The sequence below is a fragment of the Paenarthrobacter sp. FR1 genome (assembly GCF_051106045.1).
Taxonomy (GTDB): Bacteria; Actinomycetota; Actinomycetes; order Actinomycetales; family Micrococcaceae; genus Arthrobacter; species Arthrobacter nitroguajacolicus_A.
The window spans coordinates 758885-780096 of record NZ_JBPFSF010000001.1 but is presented as its reverse complement, the minus strand read 5'-3'; the positions used below and the strand labels follow the sequence as shown (position 1 = coordinate 780096).

Below are 21212 nucleotides of genomic sequence, written 5' to 3'. Positions count from 1 at the left end.
CAGGCAGCTTGTAAAAATGAACACCGCTCGGCAGGAGGCGTGGTTGCCACCCGATACGACTATTGGAGAAAATTGCACAATAGCGCCAACTGTCCAATTCATGTCGGGGGAAGATCGTCCGATACGAATCGGCAACAGGACGAATATCTATCGCGGAACAGAAATCACAGGACCGGTGACCATAGGAAATGGCTGCCTGGTAAACCGTGATGGGTACCTTCGAAGTAACACGACACTCGGTAACAACGTCATGGTTGGCCCCTTCACTCGATTCGTGACTGATTCCCACGAGATAGGGCCGTCTACTAAGCGTGGTGGCGCAAACAAGTGGCCTCCAATCACGGTTGGGGACGGGACCTGGATTGGTGCCAGCGTGACCATTTTGGGGGGAACGAGCATCGGCAAGGGGTGCATCATCGCGGCAGGCGCAGTCGTCGTATCAGATATCCCCGACAATGCACTGGCCGGAGGCGTTCCAGCAAAGGTAATCAGGATCCTGACCGACTAGCCGGACTTGAGAATTTGGGGAGTTCAACGTTGGAGGTCATGTACACATCTGACAGGAACCCGGCGAAGGTGGCGGCTTTCCGATATAGCGAGGTCACAGGCGTGCGACCAGCATTTTGTAGCGCCTTGGGCCGCAGAGCTTCAATTCCTGACGCCTGGATGCCCCTGTCGACGTCATGGAGACGCCCCTGGAGGTAGTTCTTTGTATCTCCCAGTTCCGGGAACTTGGAGAAAGCCAATGGGATCTCCCAAACATTTGCCCAATCACGTGACCAAGAGGGCGCCTCGGTCTCGTCTGTGGGCCCGATCGGCAGTTGTTCAGCCACGGTATTAAGCGCAGTTGCGAGAACGGCTTCCCATTCGGTGGCCCGGTCGGCTGCCAGCACACGGCTTATTGGCATACCGAAAGCGATGATCGTCGCTTGGTAAGCAACACTGGCACCGACGGCCATAGTGCCGTCCCACTTTTCCGCGTAGGGCCACCATCCGGTACGCCAAGCGCCGAACCGAGCCTCCACATGGTCGACAATTAGGCCAGCTTGCTGGAGGAAACGCGCGTCTCCGGTTACTTCGAAGGCTCTCGACAACGTCAGGGCCGCATAGATATCCCCGTTGAGAATGTCCACGTGTCTTGCCTGCGCACTCTTATAGATGGCGCCGCTGTTTTCCACGGCAACTTGGGTGAGTAAGAACTCCGCGGCTGCCACCAGAGCATCTTTTGCTGATTCAATGCCCATCGAATGATAAAGGCTAAAAAGTGCGTTGGCTGATGCGCCAATTTCTGCAATGTCTTGAAGGTCCGGCTTATCCACGGGCTGATTGTACGTACTCGAAAAGGAGCCATTCGAGTTCTGACGTTTCCGCACATTTTCTGTCAGGGAAGCCGCAATGTAATCACTTCTACCGCCATTTAGGGCGTGGTCCAGAGCGAATAAGGACGCAACTTGAATTTGGGTGCAGCAGGTTGCCGGTAGCTCAGTGTCCGGGTCTATGATTGCGTACGTTCCCGACTCATCGAGGGGCTCCAGGAGTGACTCGAAATAGGAGACCAAGGATTTTGTTACGCGCCCGAGGCCTTCCCGTCCGATGAGAGAGATTGGAAAATCAACCAAACCTGCACACTCCTTACCGATTTCTGTTCACCTGAGATCGCATCATGCTATCAGCAGGCAACACCATAAGGTCCGGCCGGGATTACCAGTAGCGGACCTTATGGTATACCAAGGTTGTGTGTGCAGCTCCCACGGCATCGACGACGTCAAGCGGAGGCCTTCAGCCTATGCGACCGGGGCTACACCAAATTCGTCAATGCGTTGGCCGACGCCAAGCAGCTCAGCAACGGCCGCAACAGTGCGTTCCGAGGCGCGGCCATCTCCGTAGGGGTTCACTGCATTGGCCATTGTGTCGAAGTGGTTGGAGTCGTTGAGGAGGCGGCTCACTTCCGTAACGATGCGTTCTTCGGCAGTTCCGATGAGAGTTACCGTGCCGGCATCGACTGCTTCCGGACGTTCAGTATTGTCGCGCATCACCAGTACCGGCTTCCCAAGGCTGGGAGCTTCTTCCTGGACTCCGCCCGAGTCAGTGAGAACGATGTGTGCCATGGAAAGCATGCGCGTGAACTCGCCGTATGCCAGAGGTTCAGTAACCACAACATTCGCCTTGCCTTCGAGCGCGGGCAGCACTGCTTCGCGGACCACAGGGTTCTTGTGTGCCGGCAAAACGATGACGAGTTCAGGTTCAGCCTCAGCAATGCGGGCCAAAGCGCGGCCGACTCCACGCATTGCGTCGCCCTGGTTTTCGCGGCGGTGCGTCGTCACCAGAAGAATTCGGCGGCCACTGGCGGCAAGATCCTCGAGCTGCGGGTCCGAGAATGGGATGTGCTTGTCAACAGTAGTGAGAAGGGCATCGATCACGGTGTTGCCAGTGACGACGATATTGTCCTCCGAAATCCCCTCGGCCAGAAGGTTGGCTCGGCTCACACTGGTCGGGGCCAGATGAAGACTTGCGATCTGGCTGGTGATCTTGCGATTGGCTTCTTCCGGGAACGGCGAGAACAGGTCCCCGCTTCGCAGTCCGGCCTCGACGTGGACTACGGGTATGCCGTGGTAGAAAGCGGCAATTGCGCCAGCCGTTGACGTGGTGGTGTCGCCTTGGACGATCACTGCGTCAGGTTTCTTGTCCGTAAACAACTTGTCCAGACCGTCGATAGTCCGAGTCATGATGGCTGAAAGAGACTGGCGCTGCTGCAGGATATTCAGATCGTGGTCCGGGACAATCCCAAACAACTCGTTGACCTGGTCCAGCATCTCGCGGTGCTGACCGGTCACAGTCACGATGCAGTCGAAATCCTTGGACTCTTGAAAAGCACTGACAATCGGAGCCATCTTGATGGCTTCCGGACGGGTGCCGAAGATTGGCATGACGCTGGGCATGGATTTCCCCCGGGAGTGGCGTTGAGTGACCTCCCGATGCTATCGCACGACGCATCGGGGAGTTCAATTTGCGAACCGCTGGTCGCCGTCCTACGGGGCAAAGATCAAGGTCAAGGCTAGAACAGGAACAGTGACAGAGACGAGGATCACAAGCACCAGCGCAATCAGACGCTTTTGTCTGTGCGAGACTTCGCGCGTTTCGGGGCCCTGCCCGTCTGGCCCCCTAGTTGGGGTGGTTGGCTTGAGTACTCTTGAGTCTGGTGAAGAAGTTTGTGCAGATGCGCGCGGAGGATGTGTGGGGCCGCTCGTTTGGTACCCAGCCATGTGGCTCGTTGAAATCTCGGACCTGAAACGGCGTTTGCGTAGATGCCGAGGGGCAGGCGAAAGAGCCGCCGTCCGGCGGACTGGGTCCGTCACGTTTTACTCCTCAGTTGCGTCCAGATGAACCATGGCCACAACCAATTCTTGCATTGAAGCCGTCAGTCGCAATATTAAGAGAAGCGGCGACGCGTCAGAAGGGCGGCTCGAACCTCGAACCGCCCCTCCGAAGTTGCGCTAGCCGCGGTCGGAGTACATGGCGTCGTTCTTGACACCTGCGCCGTTGACCACATCGATGAAGTAATGCTTGCCGGAAGCCAGGGAAGTTGCCCCAAGCTTTGCCGTAACGGACTCCAGCAGCGGATTGATCCCCAGCTGTTTTCCGTAAGACGCGTTGTAGTCGGCCGCAGTCACGGTCTTGTCGAGAACCCGTCCATTGGCGTCTGACCATTGCACCCGGATGGTGCCCCCGCTCAGGTTGTGTCCTGTGACCAGGACATCGCCGTTTCCGTAGAAAATGGAGTCGGTGATGATGGGGGTCGTGTTGCCGGCTTTGAGGCGGTCGAGCATCGGGGCCCACGTCCCAGCGCAGGTGAAGTACGGATCCCACATGAACGAGATCACCTTCACTGGTGTGTTGCCCAGTTGCTGCAACTGCTTATCGATTCTGGTTTTAGTACTTTGCCCGCGCAAGCTGTTGTCGCAAGGGTTTTGTGAGGTCGCCGGCGCCATACCTTCGAGGTTGGCCCATAGCTGGGCACCGGTACCCCGTACGCCTTCAGACAGTGCCCAGAAGTAGTCCCTGGTTGGGGCGAGATACTTGCTTCCCCAAGATCCACTCCCCACGATGGATGCGGCAAATTGGTCAACGTTGTTGCCGCTCTCGCTCGAAAAGAATGAGGCCCCCTTGCCTGTACCCATACCGTCTTGGACGGCGATCGCCAGTTTTACACCGTTTGCGGTCTTTGCGATTTTGTTGGCAGCATTGCGTGCTTGATCGACCGTGACGCGCCCGCCGAATGCTGTGCGGGAGTCGATGTACGGGCTAACCACCGCTGAGCGGCTTGGCTGGTACTGTGCAATTCTCGCGTTTTGGATTCTGTACAGCGTGAGGACGGAATCCCACACCGCTCCGTCGCTGAGCGGCATCTCCGTGTGGTGGTAGAAGCCCGCCAAGCCTGGAACATTGTTCACATTCCCTTGATAGATCAGGAAGCGGGCTGTGAAGAGTGACAACGTTGCTTGGTACGAGAGGTCGGGAAGGTAGGTGACGTCGGTACGCATGATCGGAGCCGGGAGGCCTGCGTAGAACTTCATTCCCAAATTCGTGGCCGCCTTTCCCAGGGAAACCGACATCGAGGTGGACGTCACCCCGTTGATGACCACAACGTCGTATGTTCCGCTTGGTGAGTTGCAGCCACTTCCCTCAACAGGCAAGACCAAAATCGTATAGACAGTTGTTCCGCTGGTGACTGTCTTGTCGCGGGAACAGAGGATGGCTGGTGATGCCCATGAGCTGCCATCCGAGTAGGTGAAGTACCGCTTCACCTTGACTCCGGACGCTGCAGCTGTCGCGCAGTTTATGCCCGAAATGGTGCAGGCGGCAGGGATGGTAGAAAGCGTGGCTGGCTTCAGTCGGGAGCCAAAGGTGATCACCGTGTCACCGCCTACCGACTTGATGTCCGTCAATTTCTTTACATTGACTGCGTCGTTGGTGCTGCCATAGATGAAGTACCCGCTGATGGGATAAACAGGGGCCGGAGCCGCTTGAGCAATGGGTCCGTGAACGAAGCCGATTACCAGAATGAAGGCGGCGAAGAGGCTCGCTACAAAATGCCGAGCGCGAGCGAGGTGGGTGGTGGACGGCTTGGGCCGGAATTTTTCCACGATGGATCCTTGGGCTCGTAGGGTGAGACCTTGGACCTATGGCAAAAGGATGGCGCGCTTCATCCTCGAAACTCAAGAGTTTGACAAAAACCTTCAAACGGTAAGAAATCAATACAAGGGCTACACGATTAGTTGACAGCTGCCCCCGTGTGATTTGTCTTGGCATTACTTGAAATGTCATATCCGGACAACCCTTCCCGAACCACGGAGAGCTCTATAAAGAAGAGCACTCCGGCCGCATCCAGACGTCGATCAGGCCTCCTGTTTCCACCACGAACCGGTCCAACCAGGCGCCGACGGAAAGATCGGGCTGCGAACCCACCATCTGGACTTCCGCGTTCGTGCATTGCTCCATCAGTGTTCCGGCGCGGAAGAGGTGGTATTCGGAGGTGACTATCGTGACGGACTTCCAACCATGTTCCGCAATCAAAGCGCGCAATGCTTCGGCTTCCCCCCTCGTATTGAGGGGGGACGGGCGGAAGCACACCAGGTCAGGATCGCCAGCATCCTCGTGGCAAAGAGCATCGCCTTCCACATTGCCCGCAAGGCCGGTTGTTGAGACCACAAGAACCGGGATATCCAAGTCTTGCTGCAGCTCCTGGGCCACCGGTAGCCGCTCCTTGCTCATGCCGCCCAAGACAACGATTGCGTCAGTCCGGTGAGGGGCCGCTTGCGGGGGGTCATAGAAGAACTGGAAGGCTGCGATCAGCCAGAGCACTGCCGCCACAAAGCATGCCCCTATGACAATGCCAAAGGCGCGCGTGGCGGGGGCAGTTTTGAGGGGCACGGGGACAGTCTAAGGTCCGGAAATGAGTGGTCCCTCCGAGCCAGGAGCCGCGCAGGACGCCTACCGCGTATCAACATCCTCAAACACAAGGAAAGTCTGCGTATCCAGCACCCCATCCATGGACTGCAATTGGTCGAAGATCACACGGCGCAGGTGAATGTTGTCGGTTGCTCGGACCAGGAGGATGACGTCAAAGTCGCCACCTACCAACGCAATGTGGTGTACCTCCGGTATGGCCCGCAGTTGTTCCTTCAGCTCACGCCATGAATGTTGCTGCACCTTCAGCGTTACGTACGCGGACGAGCGCAGGCCCGCCTTGATGGGATCCACCAGCGCAGTGAACTTGGTCAGCACGCCTTCGCCTGTGAGCCGGGCTATCCGCGAGTAAGCGTGTGCGCGGCTGATGTGTACATTCTCGGCCACCTGCGTAATGGACATGCGCCCGTCCGTGGTGAGTTCGCGGATGATGTCCCGGTCCACGCTGTCCAGCGGTACGGCGGTCTGCTCCGACTCGGCCTCGCTCACGGTCTCTCCAATTCGTCTACGGCACAGGCGCGTTACCCAGCTCACAATTACAATTCGTCTTCCAGAATACCCAGTTTGGGCAATGGCTTCCATGATTTTCCTGATAGCTGGATACGAAACAGCGCCGGGGAACATACTGGAAGCACATAGTGGCTAGAGAAGGACGGACCAATGACGATCCACGCAGACCACTCTGCGCCGGAAACGGTTGTAGAGGACCAAGCTGCTGACGTTCGGACTAAATTCGGCATCAGCGTCGAGGACTACATGCTCCCCGCCCGGCACCAGATCCAAATGGTGAACCCGGATGGCACCCTGCGCTCGCATGACGAGCAGGGCACCGAACCCGGCCACGAGTACCCCACGCCCGGCGACGCTGAACTTATGGCCGCGTATGAGCAGCTCGTCGTCGGACGTCGCGTCAACGACCAGAACTCTGCACTCGTCCGACAGGGCCGCATGGCCGTCTACCCATCCAGCCATGGCCAGGAAGCCTGCCAGGTTGCAGCTGCCATGTGCCTCAGTGAAGGTGACTGGCTGTTCCCCACCTACCGCGACGCCGTCGCCGTCATGACGCGAGGGGTGGATCCCGTTGAGGTCATGACCATCTTCCGCGGCGACTGGCACGGTGGGTACGACCCCACAGAGCACAACGTTGGCATCCAGTGCACGCCCCTCACCACGCAGCTGCTGCACGCAGTCGGCGTTGCCCATGCTGCCAAGCTGCGCGGCGAAGACACGGTAGTGATGGCCATGTGCGGCGACGGCGCCACCAGCGAAGGTGACTTCCACGAGGCCCTGAACTTCGCCGCCGTCTTCCACCTGCCTGTCATCTTCTTTGTGCAGAACAACAAGTACGCCATCTCCGTGCCGCTCAGCCACCAGTCCGTGGCTCCGTCGCTGGCTCACAAGGCCGTCGGCTACGGGATGGCCGGTGAGCGCGTGGACGGCAACGACCTCGTCGCACTGCTCGCCGTGATGGACCGAGCCGTGAAGCTGGCCCGCGAAGGATCCGGGCCGCTGCTGATTGAGGCCCACACCTACCGCATGCAAGCCCACACCAACGCCGACGACGCCACCCGCTACCGTCCGGACAGCGAAGTCGCCGAATGGCAGGCCAAGGATCCGCTTGCGCGCATGAAGTCGTACCTCACGGACAAGGGTCTCCTCGATGACGAGGCCGGCGCCAGGATCGCCGAGCATGCCGAAGCCGTCGCCACCCAGCTCCGTGAGGGCCTGGGCGAGGATGTACCGGTTCAGCCTCTGGACCTCTTCAAGTACGTCTTCGCGAAGCCCACCTCTCAGCTGAAAGAGCAGTCCGAATTGCTCGCCAGCGAACTCGCCCGCGCTGAAAGCGCCGGTAACACCGGCAACGCCCACAACTCAGGATCGGAGAGCGCAAAATGACCGTCACCACCGCTGCCAACGGCACCACCACAGCCAACGTCAGCGCAGCCACCGCCAGCGCCGCCGCTTCCGCTGCAGCAACAGCTGAAGCTACTGGTCCGCAGAGCCTCACTATGGCCAAGGCGCTCAACACCGCCATGGCCGACGCCATGCGCACCGATCCGTCTGTCCTGGTCTTCGGCGAAGACGTCGGCATGCTCGGTGGGGTCTTCCGCATCACCGACGGCTTGATGGCCGAATTCGGTGAACAGCGCTGCTTCGACACCCCGCTCGCAGAATCCGGCATTGTCGGCATGGCGGTCGGCATGGCCATCAACGGCATGCGACCTGTCATTGAAATGCAGTTCGACGCCTTCGCGTACCCGGCCTTCGAGCAGATCGTCAGCCACGTAGCCAAGATGCACAACCGCACCAAGGGCAAGCTCAAAATGCCCATGGTTATCCGTGTTCCCTACGCCGGCGGCATTGGGGGAGTGGAGCATCACTGCGACTCTTCCGAGTCCTACTACGCCCACACCGCAGGCCTGAAGGTTTACACCCCGGCCACCGTCGCCGACGGCTACCGCATGCTGCGCGAAGCCATCGACTCCGACGACCCCGTCATGTTCATGGAACCCAAGAAGCTCTACTGGTCCAAGGACCAGGTGGACCTGGGCGCCTTGCGCGCAGAGCACGACGCCGGCACCTCCACCGAGGGCCGCGCAGCCGTTGCCCGTCCCGGCACGGACGCCACGCTCATCGCCTACGGACCTTCCGTTCCCACCGCGCTCGCCGCTGCGGCTGCCGCGGCCGAGGAGGGACGCTCGCTCGAGGTCATCGACGTCCGCACCCTCGTTCCCTTCGACGACCAGACCGTCTGCGCGTCCGTGCGCAAGACCGGACGCGCCGTCGTCATAGCCGAAGCGCACGGCTTCGCATCGGTTTCCTCTGAAATCGTGGCCCGCGTGCAGGAACGCGCGTTCCACTACCTGGCAGCGCCGATCCTCCGCGTGACCGGCTTCGATGTCCCGTTCCCGTCTCCCAAGCTGGAGCACTACTACCTGCCTAGCGTCGACCGCATCCTCGACGCCGTCGACGACCTTCAGTGGGAGGACTAACCATGAGTTCTGATATGCAGGTCTTCAAACTGCCCGATCTCGGAGAAGGACTCACCGAGGCCGAACTGGTGAACTGGCTCGTCGCCGTCGGCGACGAGATCGTGGTTGACCAGCCCATCGCCGAGGTCGAAACCGCCAAGTCCATGGTTGAGGTCCCCTCACCTTATGCCGGCACCGTCGCCGAGCTGCACGGTCAGGCTGGAGAAACGCTCGACGTCGGCAAGCCGCTGATCTCGATCTCTCGTGCTGGTTCTGGTTCGCCCGATGCCGCAGCGCCGGCCGCTCTGTCCTCCGGGATCGACGCTTCTCCTGCCGTAGAGGCGGCCGCCGAAACGTACCGTACTGAGGAGAAGGCCGGTTCCGGCAATGTGCTGATTGGATATGGCACGCCTGGGGGAGCGACTGGTGGCCGGACCCGGCCACGCAAGGCGAGTGTCGGCGTCGTCGATCGCCTTGCTGAACCTGTTGCTGATCCTGTCTTGGAACCGGCTGTTGCCGGGACACGCATCCCCGGCAAGCTCAGCGCGGTCATTTCACCGCTGGTGAGGAAGATGGCACGTGACCACGGTGTATCGCTGGACACGATCGAAGGCTCCGGTGCCAGCGGGCTGATCATGCGCCGGGACGTGGAAGCGGCTATCTCCACGCCGGACTCTCCTGCAGCCCTGGCTCCCGCTCCTGCGCGTGTGGAAGCGCCTGCTGCCGCCGAGGGTTCCCTCGATGGGCGGACAGGCCTGGCAGTCTCGGCCAGGACGCCCGTCCGTGGAGTCCGCAAGGCCGTGGCCGCGAATATGACAAAGAGCCGCGCCGAGATTCCCGAAGCCACCGTCTGGGTGGACGTGGACGCGACCGCCCTGCTCGACATGCGGGCTGAGCTGAAAAAGCGTGCTCCACATGAAACTCCGGGTCTGCTGGCCTTCATCGCGCGTTTTGTCACGGCTGGGTTAAAAAAGTACCCGGCGCTGAATACGCGGTTTGAAACTGCGGCTGATGGCTCGCAGGAGATCGTGGGCTTCGACGGAATCAACCTCGGTTTCGCGGCCCAGACCGACCGCGGCCTCGTGGTCCCGTCCGTGCGCAACGCTCACAAGCTGAGCGCCCGTGAACTGGACGCAGAGATCCGCCGACTCACCGCCGTCGCGCGTGAAGGTAAAGCGACTCCCACCGAGCTGGGCTCCGGCACCTTCACGCTCAATAACTATGGTGTGTTCGGTGTTGACGGCTCGGCCGCGATCATCAATTACCCCGAGGTCGCGATGCTCGGGGTGGGCCGCATCATCGACAAGCCCTGGGTGGTCAACGGCGAGCTGGCCGTCCGCAAAGTCACCGAGCTGACCCTCGCCTTCGACCACCGCGTGTGCGACGGCGAAACGGCCGCGGGCTTCCTCCGGTACGTCGCGGATGCCATCGAGAACCCGGGTGGAGCGCTCGCGGATATGTAAGGCTTCCAGCCAGGAGGACCCCGGTCGTCATGTCCGGGGTCTTTCTGCGTCCATTGCCTGAAGGATTTTCTGGTCGGTTCCGCGTCATGATTGTGCCGTCGGCGACACTTCTAAGACATGGCGATGCGTCCGAAAGAAGGAGCCCTCCACAATTGCCCAGTTACGAAGGGGGCTCAATATGGAATGTAAGTTGACGGCCGGTGAGCTGCGCCCAAGTGAGCGCTTCGAATGAGTGGAGCGGAGAGTTCCGAGGCTCCCGGCCAGGCTACCGCGCTGGTTGCGCTTGCAGCAGTTGCCATTGCTGTGGGCGTCTCCGCTGACGAGGCATGGTCAATCGCATTGAGGGCCAACAACAAGGTTTCTGATGAAGCTGCATTCAGGGAGGCCTTCCGCCTTGCAGGAGATATCGTCTACAGCGGAATAAAACGATGAGCGATCCGTCCCCGGCGGCCTTCGGACCAGCCCATCGATATCGCGAAGGAAGCCGCAGCACAATCACAGGCGACCCTGTAGATGATGGAGCTCGCCTGTCCTAAGCGTAAGGGCTGGATGGGGGACGTCGGCAGGGAGTCGTGGAGACTGTGGCAGCGCTAGTTCCTGGAAAAGTACTGGTCCCAGTTGGTATCAGGGTTTGACATCGATCCAATGATTTCGCGTAGCCGCTCTGATGAGGGTGCGACGTGGCCGGCGCCCCAATCGTCCATGATCGTCCTTACCCTCTCCAACGAATTAAGCGAGTCGAGGAACGGATTCATGTGCAGGTTAACGTGTGGGTCAGTGATGTTCTGGACGTAGAGAATGTAGTTGGGGGTCTCGCCGTTGTAATGGTCGCGGAGATCTGAGCAGAGCTGTGTTGCAAACACCTTCTCGTGTTGCTCTACGGTTACAGCTCCGAACGCTGCTTCCGTGTAACTTCGTTGATGCGCGATATTGAAGTTCGACAGAATCGTCTGCGGATTCACCGGGACTGCTAAGGAGCCCGGAAAGAATCGCGAGTAGAAGAGAGCCGCAAATCCACCGGCCGATGGACCCCAGAACATGGTCCGAGAACCACCCGCGGCGTCGATCAATTTGCTGAGTACCTTCGGAAGTTCAACTTGGAGGGGAAGCTCTTTGGTGGCAGAAAACCATCCGATGGTCAGATCGTCGCTTGCCAGCAGTCCCGGGTCAGAAACAAAGATCTGATTAGGCATCCAATCCTGAGTGACCTTGAAGCCCGAGAACATGGGGAGGTTCGCGCCTTGGCCGGTAATAGCGGCGTGAAACGAGACAACGGTGGTGGCGCTTCCAGTTGGGAGATAAAAGATGTCCAGTGGCTGGGCCCCCTCGATGGACAGGATTTCCGAGGGTAGGTGCTCGACACCTAGGAATTCGTTCAGGCTTGAGTAAACTGTGTGGTTTCGCGGATACCGCGACACATCGCGGCGGTTCGAGTTAGTCATGATCCGGACTCTAGTTGAAACAGACGGCGACTGCCGGTCAATGTCAGCCGCATCCTGCGCTGGTAGTTGGGTGTGGGGGCCTATGCACAGCTAGCATAAAGGCAACGAACAATCGGTTTTGCTCTACCGCATCGGGGTCCATATCGATGAATTTCCCATGTGGACGGCGACGCGGGTGATCGAGAGACCGGTCCAAGGGTCATAAATTCTGTTGGGATGGGAGTTGCATGACCGCTATTTGGACAGACCGGACCCGGGGCTGGTTGATCGGTTCTCTGGCGGCGGCCTGCTGCATCCTTTTGGGAGGGTGCCAAACGAACGCCGGTGCCGTCCCCGCCGCGACGTCCTCTGCTACGACACAAGCCATGCCCTACAGCATCAACAAGGAGCCAATTGAGGTTCCGAACGCCGCGAAGGGCGACGGCGTCGCCGACGATACGGCTGCTTTGCAGGCATGGCTTGACGCTGGTGGCGTTCGGCTCGCTGACGGTAACTACCGCATCACCAAAGGCCTGGTTCTGACTGGTAACAACAGGATCCTTCAAAGTCAGAATGCCTCTATTCTTGCCGATGGCATCGACATTACGGCGCTAACCGTCAAGGGAGATAATGCCAAAGTAAGCCTCCATGTCGATGGCCTCAACCGTGCAGCATATGGACTGAAAGTCACTGGCTCCGGGGCGCTGATTGAGAATGGCCGCTATGAGAACTTCCGTTCGGAGACTCAATCGGCCCGCGGGATCGATGCTTCGACCAGTGGTGGCATCGTTATCCGTAACAACTGGGTGCGCAATGTTGTCAGCGTGGGCGACGGCATCGGAGGGAACGGGTCGGGGGCCGCACGCGGGATTGCGCTCAATTCAATAGAGTCCGCTCAGGTGAGTTCTTTCATCACAGGAAACCGAATCGAGAACGTAACGGGCGAGGAAGGAGACGCAATCCACGCGCTGTTCTTTGACGGCACGTCTCGACCGTTCACGGCGGGAATGCTCACCATCAGCGACAACGACGTCAGCAATGTCTCTCGGCGCTTCATCAAGGTCCAAGCATCGTATGTGGTGGTGCAGGGCAACAAGCTTCAGGCTGACCCGGGAAAGGCCCCCACCAATCCCAGTGCCGCGATTGACGTAATCCAATCTGAGCATGTAAAAGTCTTGAACAACTCCATCAATCCACGCGTGATTGGGAACGGCATCGCTGTGAACGGGGCCGCGATGGCTCCACTTCGTGGAATCGAGGTGCGCGGCAACGTCCTACAGGAATCCGTGACTGAGGCTGGCGTTGGCATTTACTTGAAGTGGACTGTCGCTCCAGTCGTTCGAGATAACACTGTGACGGGTGCCAGCGTGGCTGTGCAGCTACGATCCTCTACGGACGCAGATGTGCAAGGTAACGAGCACAGGCAAAGCATAGTGGCAGCTCCTGTACTGAAGTGAGCCTTGGTCTTCTCTAACAGCTGCCGCTGTTTCCAGATCGTGGCTGGCCTGTTCACAGACGTCGGCACCACCATTAGCGGCGGAACGATGAAAGGCCTCGGATACTGTGAGTCATTCCGCTATGCGCTTCGTTCCGCTGTTTCCCAGCTTTCCGTGGGTAGAGTAGAGGCCTGAACATCGCCGGATTGCACTGTAAACGGAGAATCAATTGTCAGCTTGGCTAGAACTCGGTCCGAACAACTACGTCCTGGAAACCGAGGGGTCGTTACTGAACACCGGACTCGTAGTGGGCACTGAACTCGCCATGGTCATCGACACCGGTTGCGGCCCTCGCCAAGGCCGGGAGATCCTCGCGGCAGTCCGCGAAAAGACCCAGCTGCCGCTGGTTGTCGTGAACACGCACGCGCACTACGACCACTTCTTCGGCAACGCCGTTTTCGCTGACGACGGCGTCACGGAGTTCTGGGCGCACGCCAACTGTGCGGCGGCCATCGAAAAGGACGCCGACAACCAACGCCGCTTCGTGGCCACTAACGAACCCGAGATGGCAGCGGGCGAGGGCGACGCCGTCGACATCGTTGTCCCGAACGCGCTCGTCCACGACCAGCCCGTCCTGGTGGATCTCGGCGGAATCACCGCCACGCTCTTCTACCTTGGCCGTGCACACACCGATGGCGACCTTTTGGTAGGCACCAGCTCAACGCTCTATGTGGGCGACCTCGTTGAGCAAGGAGCGCACCCTTCGTTCGAGGATTCATATCCCGAGGAGTGGGCCGATGCCTTGCGGCACATTTCAGCCCTCCGCCACCGCTACGAATTCCTGGTGCCGGGCCACGGGAAGCCTGCGAGCGACCAGTTTGTCAAGACCATGGCTGACACCATGAGCACAGCGGTCCGGCAGGCAACGCAGTCCATCCGCGACATGCCATCGGACGCAACCAAGGCGATACCAGTGCTTCCGTATGGTCCCGAGCAATCCCGCTGGTTCATCAAGAGGCTCCAGGAAACCAATGCCCACGGACGAGCGACGATGGCGACGCCGGACTTCGGGCCGGGAAAAGCCGGTTCGTACCCTTCCTGATTTCAGCTGCTAAATCCACCGAGCAAACGAACGGTCCGTCACCAACGCATTGGTGACGGACCGTTCAGGTTTTTGACCAAGAGTGGGACCATCTGGCCTACAGGCCGGCAGCTATTGCGTGACGCCAGTGCTGGAGTACCCGATCTGGATTCTTGACCCTGTGGGCAGCGCACCCAGTGGCTGGTTCAGCACGACGTCAATCATGACGACGATGATTGACGTCGATGACTTGCTGACTTTGTGCAGGGTGACTTGTCCCAGCCCGGCAACTTGGACCACCGTGTTCGGGGCGACGGAGGCATTGATGGCTGGAAGCCCCGCGACCTTCAGGTTGGTGAAGGTGGAGGTGTCGGTCAGGGTCACGGTTGAAGCGGTCGCGGCCCGTGTAGCGCTAGTCTCTGCCTTGATCGCGTCAGCCGTTATTGCACCATTGAGTAGGTTAAGACCTGCCAGGGTGTCGGTCACTGTGACCTTTGGCTGAGGCGTAAGTGTGCCCGTGGTCGCCGTTGAGGAGGCCCCCGCCGACAAAATGCCCGGGATCGTGGCGCCAGCGGTATTTGCGTTGTTCGTCCCACCACCACATTTGGCGTAGGCAAGCGCTGTCGGGCCGGCGTTCAATATACCTGATGCCAGGACAGCCCTAGTACTGAAACCCATACCCGCGAGGTATCCGGACTGCGGGGCGGTCAGATTGGCGGTGCTGACACCCAAACGGATGTCGGTACCGATCTTGAGGCCAGGCAGCCCGGCTTTCAGAACTTCGACACGTAGCGCCGTGGTCGATACTTGGTAAGTCCCGTTAACTAGGCGCTTCTCCTGGCCGTTCAAGGTGATCTTGCCAACCGAACCTACCAACGGAACGGCGAGGTCGAGCACCGTGTTAGCGCCCGGGTTGGCTCCAACAGCGATACCCAGAACTTTCAAATCAGCAATGGTCGTCTTGTTTGTGCCAGAAAAGGCTCCCGCAGTGTTCTTATCCGCGGAGCTTTCGGAGGTGATGGCTCCGGCAGTGATCAGCCCACCCAGGAGGGTGGTTCCGTTGATGGTGGATTTACTTTCGATCCGTTTACCCGTAGTGGTCAGCAGAGTTTTGACACTGGTCGTTGCTGCGCCGACATTGCCGACGGCGGGAACGGTCAGCGCCGCCGCGGTGTTAGAAGAAGTCTTTCCAGTTGCACCGGTGCAACTGATACTTGAACTCGCCGTGGGACCAGAAGTTAGTGTCTTATCGGTATTGAAAATGTAGGAACCATACGCGGAACCAGAGAATCCGGTGGTTACCTGCGCTGGTGTGGTTGCGGCAAGGGCCGGTGTAGCCGACCCGGCAAGCGCTAGAGTTAGTGCCCCCACTAAAGCAACATGCGAACGTTTCATGTATTTCTCCCCAGAATGTCGTACACGATCTCGTAAGAGTGCTTACGGTGCTGCTCACGGTACAGTCCGGAAATAGGCGAAAACAATAGATCCAACGAATCAGGTAAAGAGTTCTTTTCTTGTTCCCTCGTGCGATGCCCTGCGTCGGACCAGCCAAGAATTGTCCACGAGGTGCAGGCTGCAGGGTTTCGGTGAGAAAAGTGCCGTCCGGGAATCGCGTTGTGAAAGCTGGTTTACTCTCAGGCATGGACTAATGGGTAACTCCAGTCCTAGGATGAAGGCGACCGTATGGTTCGCGACTACCTGGGGGTGTCGAGATGAAGGGTTCACGCGTATTTCCGCGTGCTACCAGCATTCTCCGCTCTGTCATGATCGCTGGAGCCGGGACGGCAATCTGGATGGCTCTCTCGGCTACGGCAGCGAGTGCAGACACCGGAGCCTCGGACAATCATTCACTGCGTGACGGAGTAATGTCCTCCGTTTCGTCCACGGTGTCAGCAGCAACGGGCGCAGTGAAGGGTGTTGCCATCGCGGCAACGGGTACCGTCGGATCGGTAGCGAAAGCGGCCGTGCCACCGGCGACGGCTCCTACCGTCAGCATTCCTGTACCCAACGTGCCACTGCCCGCGCCTGTCAAAGGGGTGGTACCGGCAAAGCCGATATCGGTCGCTGTTCCGGCAGTGACGCCCATCGTTGGACAAGTCGGCGGATCTGCGGACGAGATCGTGACGACAGTTCCCGTTGTCAGCCAAATTCTTCCTGCTGATACCGCAGGGACCGTTGTGGGCACCGTGGTGGCACCAGCTACACGACACGTTGACGCCGCAGTTGAGGCCGCAGTTCCTCCTGTCAACGATGTCCTTGCGCCCGTCTGGCTGACCCCAGTAACCGACGTGGCCACTCCGATTCTTCAGCCAATTGTCGACGTCGTGGACTCAGTTCCTCCGCCTGTTGAAGCCGTTGTCCCGCCGCTCGCTCCCGTCGTCCCGCTGATCCCTGGCCCTGGGTCGTCAGTACTGCCCGTGCTGGGTGGTGATCGTCAACAAGCAGCGTCAGCCTTCGAAACTCCAGACCAGAAGACAGTGACCGCGCACACGGAGCAGGTCCGCGCTGCTACTGGCCAAGGCGGTGTCAACGAGGTATCACTGTTCTACTCGATATCCAGTGTGCTGGGTCCAACCGGCACGGTTCCAACTGCTGGGGCGGGCCCGGGGGCTGACCCTGACGCTCCCACCGAATGGCCTGCCGATCTTGAATCAGTGCCCGCCGGCGTGGCCGGAGCGGGCTCCAGTAATTCCAACAACGGTCCTCCAAGCTCCGCAGCAGCTTTCCTGCACGGGGCAGTGATTATTCCCGCAGAGTCTCTTCCTGGCCTCGCAACGGCAGCTGAAGAGCAACATCCAAAGCCGGTCTGTTTTGATCCCGGCTCCTCTCCTGACTAGTTCCCCCACCATGCCGCGCCACCTCTTGCGGCAGACGGTAATTCGGGCGATCCGTCATCGGACGTCTCTGGGAACAAGACCTTCAGGAGAAGATCACAATGAACAAGACCATACGCAAGTGCCTCATAGGCACATGCTTTGCGGGGGGCATGATTGTCCTCAGCGCGACCGCGGCAAACGCCGCGGACACCACCAGTGGCAAGGACGGGGTGCTATCGGGAACGCAGGTGGTGGCGCCGGTAACAGCGCCCATCAACCTCGACGCAACATCTCTGGGACTTTTGGGGGATTCAGCAGCTACGAAGTCAGCGACTGCGCCTGCTGCAGGTTCCGGCGCTGCACCTGTCGCCAGCACCAACGGTTCCAACAGCATCGGGTCCGGGACGCAAGTAGTCGCCCCGGTCACGGTGCCCATAAACCTGGGCTCGTCGTCAGTGGGTCTGCTGGGGGGCTCCACTGCGGCGAGCTCAGCCACACCTGCCGCGCCAGCGGCGACAACCAGTCCGACGCCGGCAGCCGGTACCAGCGGTTCTGGCGGCATCGCCTCGGGAACCCAGGTGGTAGCACCGCTGACGGTTCCGATCACCGTGGGGTCGACGTCAGCGGGTGTCTTGGGGGACTCGTCAGCCACCTCGACAACAGCGGCAGCAACTTCTGCACCGGCGCAAGCGCCAGCGCAGACAACAACGTCGGGGGGAGAGAGTATCGCATCCGGCGCTCAGGTAGTGGCTCCGATAGCGGTCCCTGTTAATATCGGAGCCACTGCTGTGGGTGTCGGTGGCGACTCTGCAGCCACGTCCGGTTCTGCCGGTTCGGCAGCTCCTGCCGGGTATCCCTCGGGCGCTACAACCAGCGGTTCGGATGGCATTGGTTCGGGCACCCAGGTGGTCGCTCCGATCAGCGTTCCAATCAACACGGGTTCTACGTCGGCTGGTGTGCTGGGCGATTCCTCAGCGGCGAACGCTGGAACTTCCGGTGGGACTGCTCCTTCCGGTACCACTGGTGCTGGCAGCACCACGAGTGGTTCGGATGGCATTGGTTCGGGCACTCAGGTGGTCGCTCCGATCAGCGTTCCGATCAACACGGGTTCTACCTCGGCTGGTGTGCTGGGCGATTCGTCAGCTACGACCACTGGCACCACGGGTGGAACTGTCGGCACGGCCACAACGCCCGGCAGCACTACTTCGGGTAGCAGCGGAGTGCTTTCGGGCACCCAGCTGATCATCCCGATCACGGCTCCCGTATCTACTGGCTCCACTTCGGTAGGCATCGGTGGCGGCTCGGCTGGCACGGTTACGCCTCCGGTGGTGAACCCGCCGGTCGTTACGCCTCCGGTGGTGAACCCGCCTGTCGTGAATCCGCCTGTCGTGAATCCTCCGGTGGTGAACCCGCCGACCGTCAACCCGCCCGCTGCTGGCGGCCCCGTCACCGGTGTTAATACAGGCAGCAACACAGCTGGCATGAACTCAGCCACTGGCACCCAAACTGGGACCGTCGTTTCCGCTGGTGCCACCCGAGGTGCGACAACGGCGGCAGCTGCCACCGCCGTCGGGAGTTCCACTGCGCTGGCTAACACGGGACTGAGCGACAGCTTCGGTCTTTGGGCAGGCGCCTTGCTCCTGATGGGCCTGTTCCTTGCCGCGGCTGGTCGCCGGAAGGCAGCAGTCAACCGCCGCTAGAGGACGGAAGCAATCCCGCGTCGCATGTAGTTGTTGCGGCTCCATCCTCGGAGCCGCAACAACTGCGAGCCAGTATGGGCAGCATTGCAGTACGTAATGCCAGGCCGGTCCACACTTAGACAGTCCTAGGATGAAAGGGATGACCACCACCCAAGCAGATAGAAACTTCAGCCTTCGCAGCGTCGCCCTACCGGCCTTCGGGCCCGCGCTGCTGTTCTGTATCGGCGAAGGGGCGGTTCTGCCGGTCATCGCACTCTCGGCACGTGACCTGGGTGCTTCGGTGGCTGTATCGGCGTTGATCGTCACGCTGATCGGACTGGGATCATGGTTCTTCAATATCCCGGCCTCGATCATCACGGAGAGGTTCGGCGAACGGTGGTCGATTGTAGGAGCTGGCGCCTTGGGTGCGATTGCCCTCGGTGCAGCAGCGTTCGCACCGCAGGTTGAGCATGGCCTCTGGCTGCTGGCCGCCTCGATGACCCTCGTGGGAATGTCGGCCAGCGTCTTCAATCTCGCCAGACAGAAGTTCCTCACGGAGGCCGTCCCGGTCATGTTCAGGGCAAGAGCCCTGTCCACCTTGGGCGGCGTCACCAGGATCGGCATCTTCATCGGTCCGTTCGTCGGTGCCGGTGTGATGCAGTTCGCCGGCATCAGTGGGGCGTACTGGGTGGGGTTTGCGGGGATGATGGCAGCCGCGGCTTTGTCCCTCACCATCCCGGACCTGGTGGCCCCGGATACGTCCGACGGCGGTCCGCGCCCTCCGGCGTCGACGCTCAAAAGTGTTGCAGTCTCGCATGCAGGCGTGTTCCTGACGGTCGGTTTCGGGATCCTGCTCCTGAGTGCCCTGCGTGCTTCGCGACAGGTGGTCATCCCGCTCTGGGCGGATCATCTGGGGCTCGATGCCACGCATGCCTCGCTGCTCTTCGGGTTATCCGGGGCGATCGACATGCTGGTGTTCTACCCTGCCGGGAAGCTCATGGACAGGAAGGGCCGGCAATGGGTGGCCATCCCCTCCACGTTGATCATGGGCACGGCCTTGATACTGATTCCGTTCACCGGCGGATTCGTTCCGCTGCTGCTGGTTGCGTTGCTGATCGGATTCGGCAACGGCATCAGTTCCGGGCTGATCATGACGTTGGGCGCCGACTTCTCACCGGATAATGGGCGCAGTCACTTCTTGGGGATCTGGCGCTTCATAGCGGACTCTGGTGCAACCGGGGGACCTGTGTTGTTGTCCGGGCTGACGGCTGCGATCTCACTGTCTGCAGGTGTCTGGGCCACAGGCGTACTGGGCTTCGCAGCGGCCGTGGTGTTCGCCGTCGCAATTCCGCGGCTGAAGCATCGGCGGAACTACTGAGGCGTACGGCTGGCAGCGGGATTCAGGACTCGCGCGCTGGCGCGGCTAGACTACCGTGGTGCCAGAAAACCAAGCCGTCGAAGCCCCCACGCCATCCAGATTCTCGGACCTTGACGCATTTCTGTCCGCGGACGAGGTTCCTGCTGGGCTGATCGAGATTCAGCACCAAGGCTTGCCCATTGAAATCCTGAATGTCCCCGCCGACTCCGATACCACCTTGGTGTGTCTCCACGGAGCGGCCGAGAATGACGTTCGTCTGCCGTGGTTTCTGGGCCAAGGAGTGACCGCGGGCCTGCCCGTCAATCGCATCTTCATCTCTGACCCGAGCCTCAGGAAGTCCACCGACTTCAATATTGGGTGGTACGCGGGCTCCAAGGAGCAGCCGGACCTTCAAGAGACCCTGACCGATGTTATTCGGCGCATCGTGAGGGCGACCGGAGGGTACAACGTCATGTTCTTCGGCAGCTCGGCAGGCGGGTACGCCAGCCTGGCACTGTCCAGGTTCTTCCCGACATCACTTGCTCTCGCGGTCAATCCTCAGACCTCAATTTCCCGGTTCTACCCTGGTGCCGTGGGACGTTACATGACCCACGCCTGGGACATGGAGGGAAAGGATATGACCGAGTTGCCCGCGCGGGTTGCTCATGACCTGGTACCTGCCTATTCTGCGGGCTTTGACCACACGGTAGCTCTTGTTCAGAACGCAAAGGACTGGTTCCACATCCAGAACCACCAACTGCCCTTCGTGGACGCGGTTGGTGGCTCTGGCAACCTCTTCATGCTCATGGACAGATGGGGACCCGACACCGGCGATGGCCATACCCCGCCGCCGAAAGAGCTGGTTCGGGCGTGGTTCGAAAAGCTTGTGACGTGCCGGGGCCACTGGCAGGCAGGGCTTGCGGACTGCGGTTTCCAAGCTGAAACCACACGATCAGACGTGAAGCGCCGGGTGGGGGAAACCGCCCCATCGGTTCCGGCCAGCTGACAGGCCCATTGTTC

The 21212-nt window shown here is 60.1% G+C and carries 17 protein-coding genes; 10 read left to right on the top strand and 7 right to left on the bottom strand.

From position 1 onward, the window contains the following. The first annotated feature begins 16 nt into the window (after positions 1–16). Entirely contained in the window at positions 17–508 is a 492-nt protein-coding gene (locus tag ACR30Z_RS03625) for an acyltransferase (RefSeq protein WP_434371385.1), read from the top strand. Here the strand turns inward: ACR30Z_RS03625 and ACR30Z_RS03620 are convergent. The 5 genes from ACR30Z_RS03620 to ACR30Z_RS03600 form a co-directional block, all read right to left on the bottom strand. After that, positions 489–1319, bottom strand: coding sequence for a hypothetical protein (locus ACR30Z_RS03620; protein WP_434371244.1), 831 nt, complete (start codon positions 1317–1319; stop codon positions 489–491). The genes ACR30Z_RS03625 and ACR30Z_RS03620 overlap by 20 nt on opposite strands. A 465-nt stretch (positions 1320–1784) precedes the next feature. Then, entirely contained in the window at positions 1785–2939 is a 1155-nt protein-coding gene (wecB, locus tag ACR30Z_RS03615) for a non-hydrolyzing UDP-N-acetylglucosamine 2-epimerase (RefSeq protein ID WP_434371243.1), read from the bottom strand. A gap of 555 nt (positions 2940–3494) precedes the next feature. Continuing rightward, a complete protein-coding gene (locus tag ACR30Z_RS03610) occupies positions 3495–5144 on the bottom strand; it encodes a hypothetical protein (RefSeq protein WP_434371242.1) in 1650 nt (549 codons plus the stop codon). 214 nt (positions 5145–5358) lie between these two features. Then, complete coding sequence (locus ACR30Z_RS03605) at positions 5359–5931, bottom strand: YdcF family protein (RefSeq protein WP_244296730.1); 573 nt, start codon at positions 5929–5931, stop codon at positions 5359–5361. A 60-nt stretch (positions 5932–5991) separates the two neighbouring features. Then, positions 5992–6456, bottom strand: coding sequence for an Lrp/AsnC family transcriptional regulator (locus ACR30Z_RS03600; protein WP_434371241.1), 465 nt, complete (start codon positions 6454–6456; stop codon positions 5992–5994). A gap of 171 nt (positions 6457–6627) precedes the next feature. Here ACR30Z_RS03600 and pdhA point away from each other — a divergent pair, with 171 nt between their 5' ends. The 3 genes from pdhA to ACR30Z_RS03585 are packed head-to-tail and all read left to right on the top strand — an operon-like array spanning position 6628 to position 10402. Continuing rightward, positions 6628–7863 carry a pyruvate dehydrogenase (acetyl-transferring) E1 component subunit alpha gene (gene pdhA / locus ACR30Z_RS03595; RefSeq protein WP_144650532.1) on the top strand — a complete coding sequence of 412 codons (1236 nt, stop codon included), beginning with the start codon at positions 6628–6630 and terminating at the stop codon, positions 7861–7863. After that, on the top strand, positions 7860–8960 hold the full coding sequence (locus ACR30Z_RS03590; RefSeq protein ID WP_434371240.1) for an alpha-ketoacid dehydrogenase subunit beta: 1101 nt from the start codon (positions 7860–7862) through the stop codon (positions 8958–8960). The genes pdhA and ACR30Z_RS03590 overlap by 4 nt, the downstream gene beginning before the upstream one ends. 2 nt (positions 8961–8962) lie before the next feature. After that, on the top strand, positions 8963–10402 hold the full coding sequence (locus tag ACR30Z_RS03585) for a dihydrolipoamide acetyltransferase family protein (protein WP_434371239.1): 1440 nt from the start codon (positions 8963–8965) through the stop codon (positions 10400–10402). Between the two features lie 590 nt (positions 10403–10992). Here the strand turns inward: ACR30Z_RS03585 and ACR30Z_RS03580 are convergent. Then, positions 10993–11844: a hypothetical protein gene (locus ACR30Z_RS03580; protein ID WP_434371238.1), complete on the bottom strand. Its 852-nt coding sequence runs from the start codon at positions 11842–11844 to the stop codon at positions 10993–10995. A 365-nt stretch (positions 11845–12209) separates the two neighbouring features. Here ACR30Z_RS03580 and ACR30Z_RS03575 point away from each other — a divergent pair, with 365 nt between their 5' ends. Next, positions 12210–13280: a NosD domain-containing protein gene (locus ACR30Z_RS03575; protein ID WP_434371237.1), complete on the top strand. Its 1071-nt coding sequence runs from the start codon at positions 12210–12212 to the stop codon at positions 13278–13280. Between the two features lie 208 nt (positions 13281–13488). Further along, positions 13489–14361: an MBL fold metallo-hydrolase gene (locus tag ACR30Z_RS03570; RefSeq protein WP_434371236.1), complete on the top strand. Its 873-nt coding sequence runs from the start codon at positions 13489–13491 to the stop codon at positions 14359–14361. Between the two features lie 111 nt (positions 14362–14472). Here the strand turns inward: ACR30Z_RS03570 and ACR30Z_RS03565 are convergent, their stop codons facing one another. Then, complete coding sequence (locus tag ACR30Z_RS03565) at positions 14473–15735, bottom strand: choice-of-anchor P family protein (protein WP_434371235.1); 1263 nt, start codon at positions 15733–15735, stop codon at positions 14473–14475. A 368-nt stretch (positions 15736–16103) separates the two neighbouring features. On the opposite strand from ACR30Z_RS03565, the gene ACR30Z_RS03560 reads away from it, so the two are divergent. The 4 genes from ACR30Z_RS03560 to ACR30Z_RS03545 all read left to right on the top strand — a co-directional run bounded on the left by ACR30Z_RS03560 (position 16104) and on the right by ACR30Z_RS03545 (position 21198). After that, positions 16104–17177, top strand: a complete 1074-nt coding sequence (locus ACR30Z_RS03560; protein ID WP_434371234.1) for a hypothetical protein — start codon at positions 16104–16106, stop codon at positions 17175–17177. A 98-nt stretch (positions 17178–17275) separates the two neighbouring features. Further along, complete coding sequence (locus ACR30Z_RS03555) at positions 17276–18856, top strand: beta strand repeat-containing protein (protein ID WP_434371233.1); 1581 nt, start codon at positions 17276–17278, stop codon at positions 18854–18856. 139 nt (positions 18857–18995) lie between these two features. Further along, on the top strand, positions 18996–20213 hold the full coding sequence (locus tag ACR30Z_RS03550) for an MFS transporter (protein WP_434371232.1): 1218 nt from the start codon (positions 18996–18998) through the stop codon (positions 20211–20213). Positions 20214–20271: 58 nt separating this feature from the next. Continuing rightward, on the top strand, positions 20272–21198 hold the full coding sequence (locus tag ACR30Z_RS03545) for a hypothetical protein (RefSeq protein ID WP_434371231.1): 927 nt from the start codon (positions 20272–20274) through the stop codon (positions 21196–21198). Positions 21199–21212: the final 14 nt, after the last annotated feature.

Coding starts and splice junctions, on each gene's coding strand:
- ACR30Z_RS03560 (WP_434371234.1), top strand. CDS start 16,104: ATGATCGCTGGAGCCGGGACGGCAATCTGGATGGCTCTCTCGGCTACG.
- ACR30Z_RS03580 (WP_434371238.1), bottom strand. CDS start 11,844: ATGACTAACTCGAACCGCCGCGATGTGTCGCGGTATCCGCGAAACCAC.
- ACR30Z_RS03555 (WP_434371233.1), top strand. CDS start 17,276: ATGAACAAGACCATACGCAAGTGCCTCATAGGCACATGCTTTGCGGGG.
- ACR30Z_RS03585 (WP_434371239.1), top strand. CDS start 8,963: ATGAGTTCTGATATGCAGGTCTTCAAACTGCCCGATCTCGGAGAAGGA.
- pdhA (WP_144650532.1), top strand. CDS start 6,628: ATGACGATCCACGCAGACCACTCTGCGCCGGAAACGGTTGTAGAGGAC.
- ACR30Z_RS03575 (WP_434371237.1), top strand. CDS start 12,210: ATGCCCTACAGCATCAACAAGGAGCCAATTGAGGTTCCGAACGCCGCG.
- ACR30Z_RS03550 (WP_434371232.1), top strand. CDS start 18,996: ATGACCACCACCCAAGCAGATAGAAACTTCAGCCTTCGCAGCGTCGCC.
- wecB (WP_434371243.1), bottom strand. CDS start 2,939: ATGCCCAGCGTCATGCCAATCTTCGGCACCCGTCCGGAAGCCATCAAG.
- ACR30Z_RS03625 (WP_434371385.1), top strand. CDS start 17: ATGAACACCGCTCGGCAGGAGGCGTGGTTGCCACCCGATACGACTATT.
- ACR30Z_RS03590 (WP_434371240.1), top strand. CDS start 7,860: ATGACCGTCACCACCGCTGCCAACGGCACCACCACAGCCAACGTCAGC.
- ACR30Z_RS03565 (WP_434371235.1), bottom strand. CDS start 15,735: ATGAAACGTTCGCATGTTGCTTTAGTGGGGGCACTAACTCTAGCGCTT.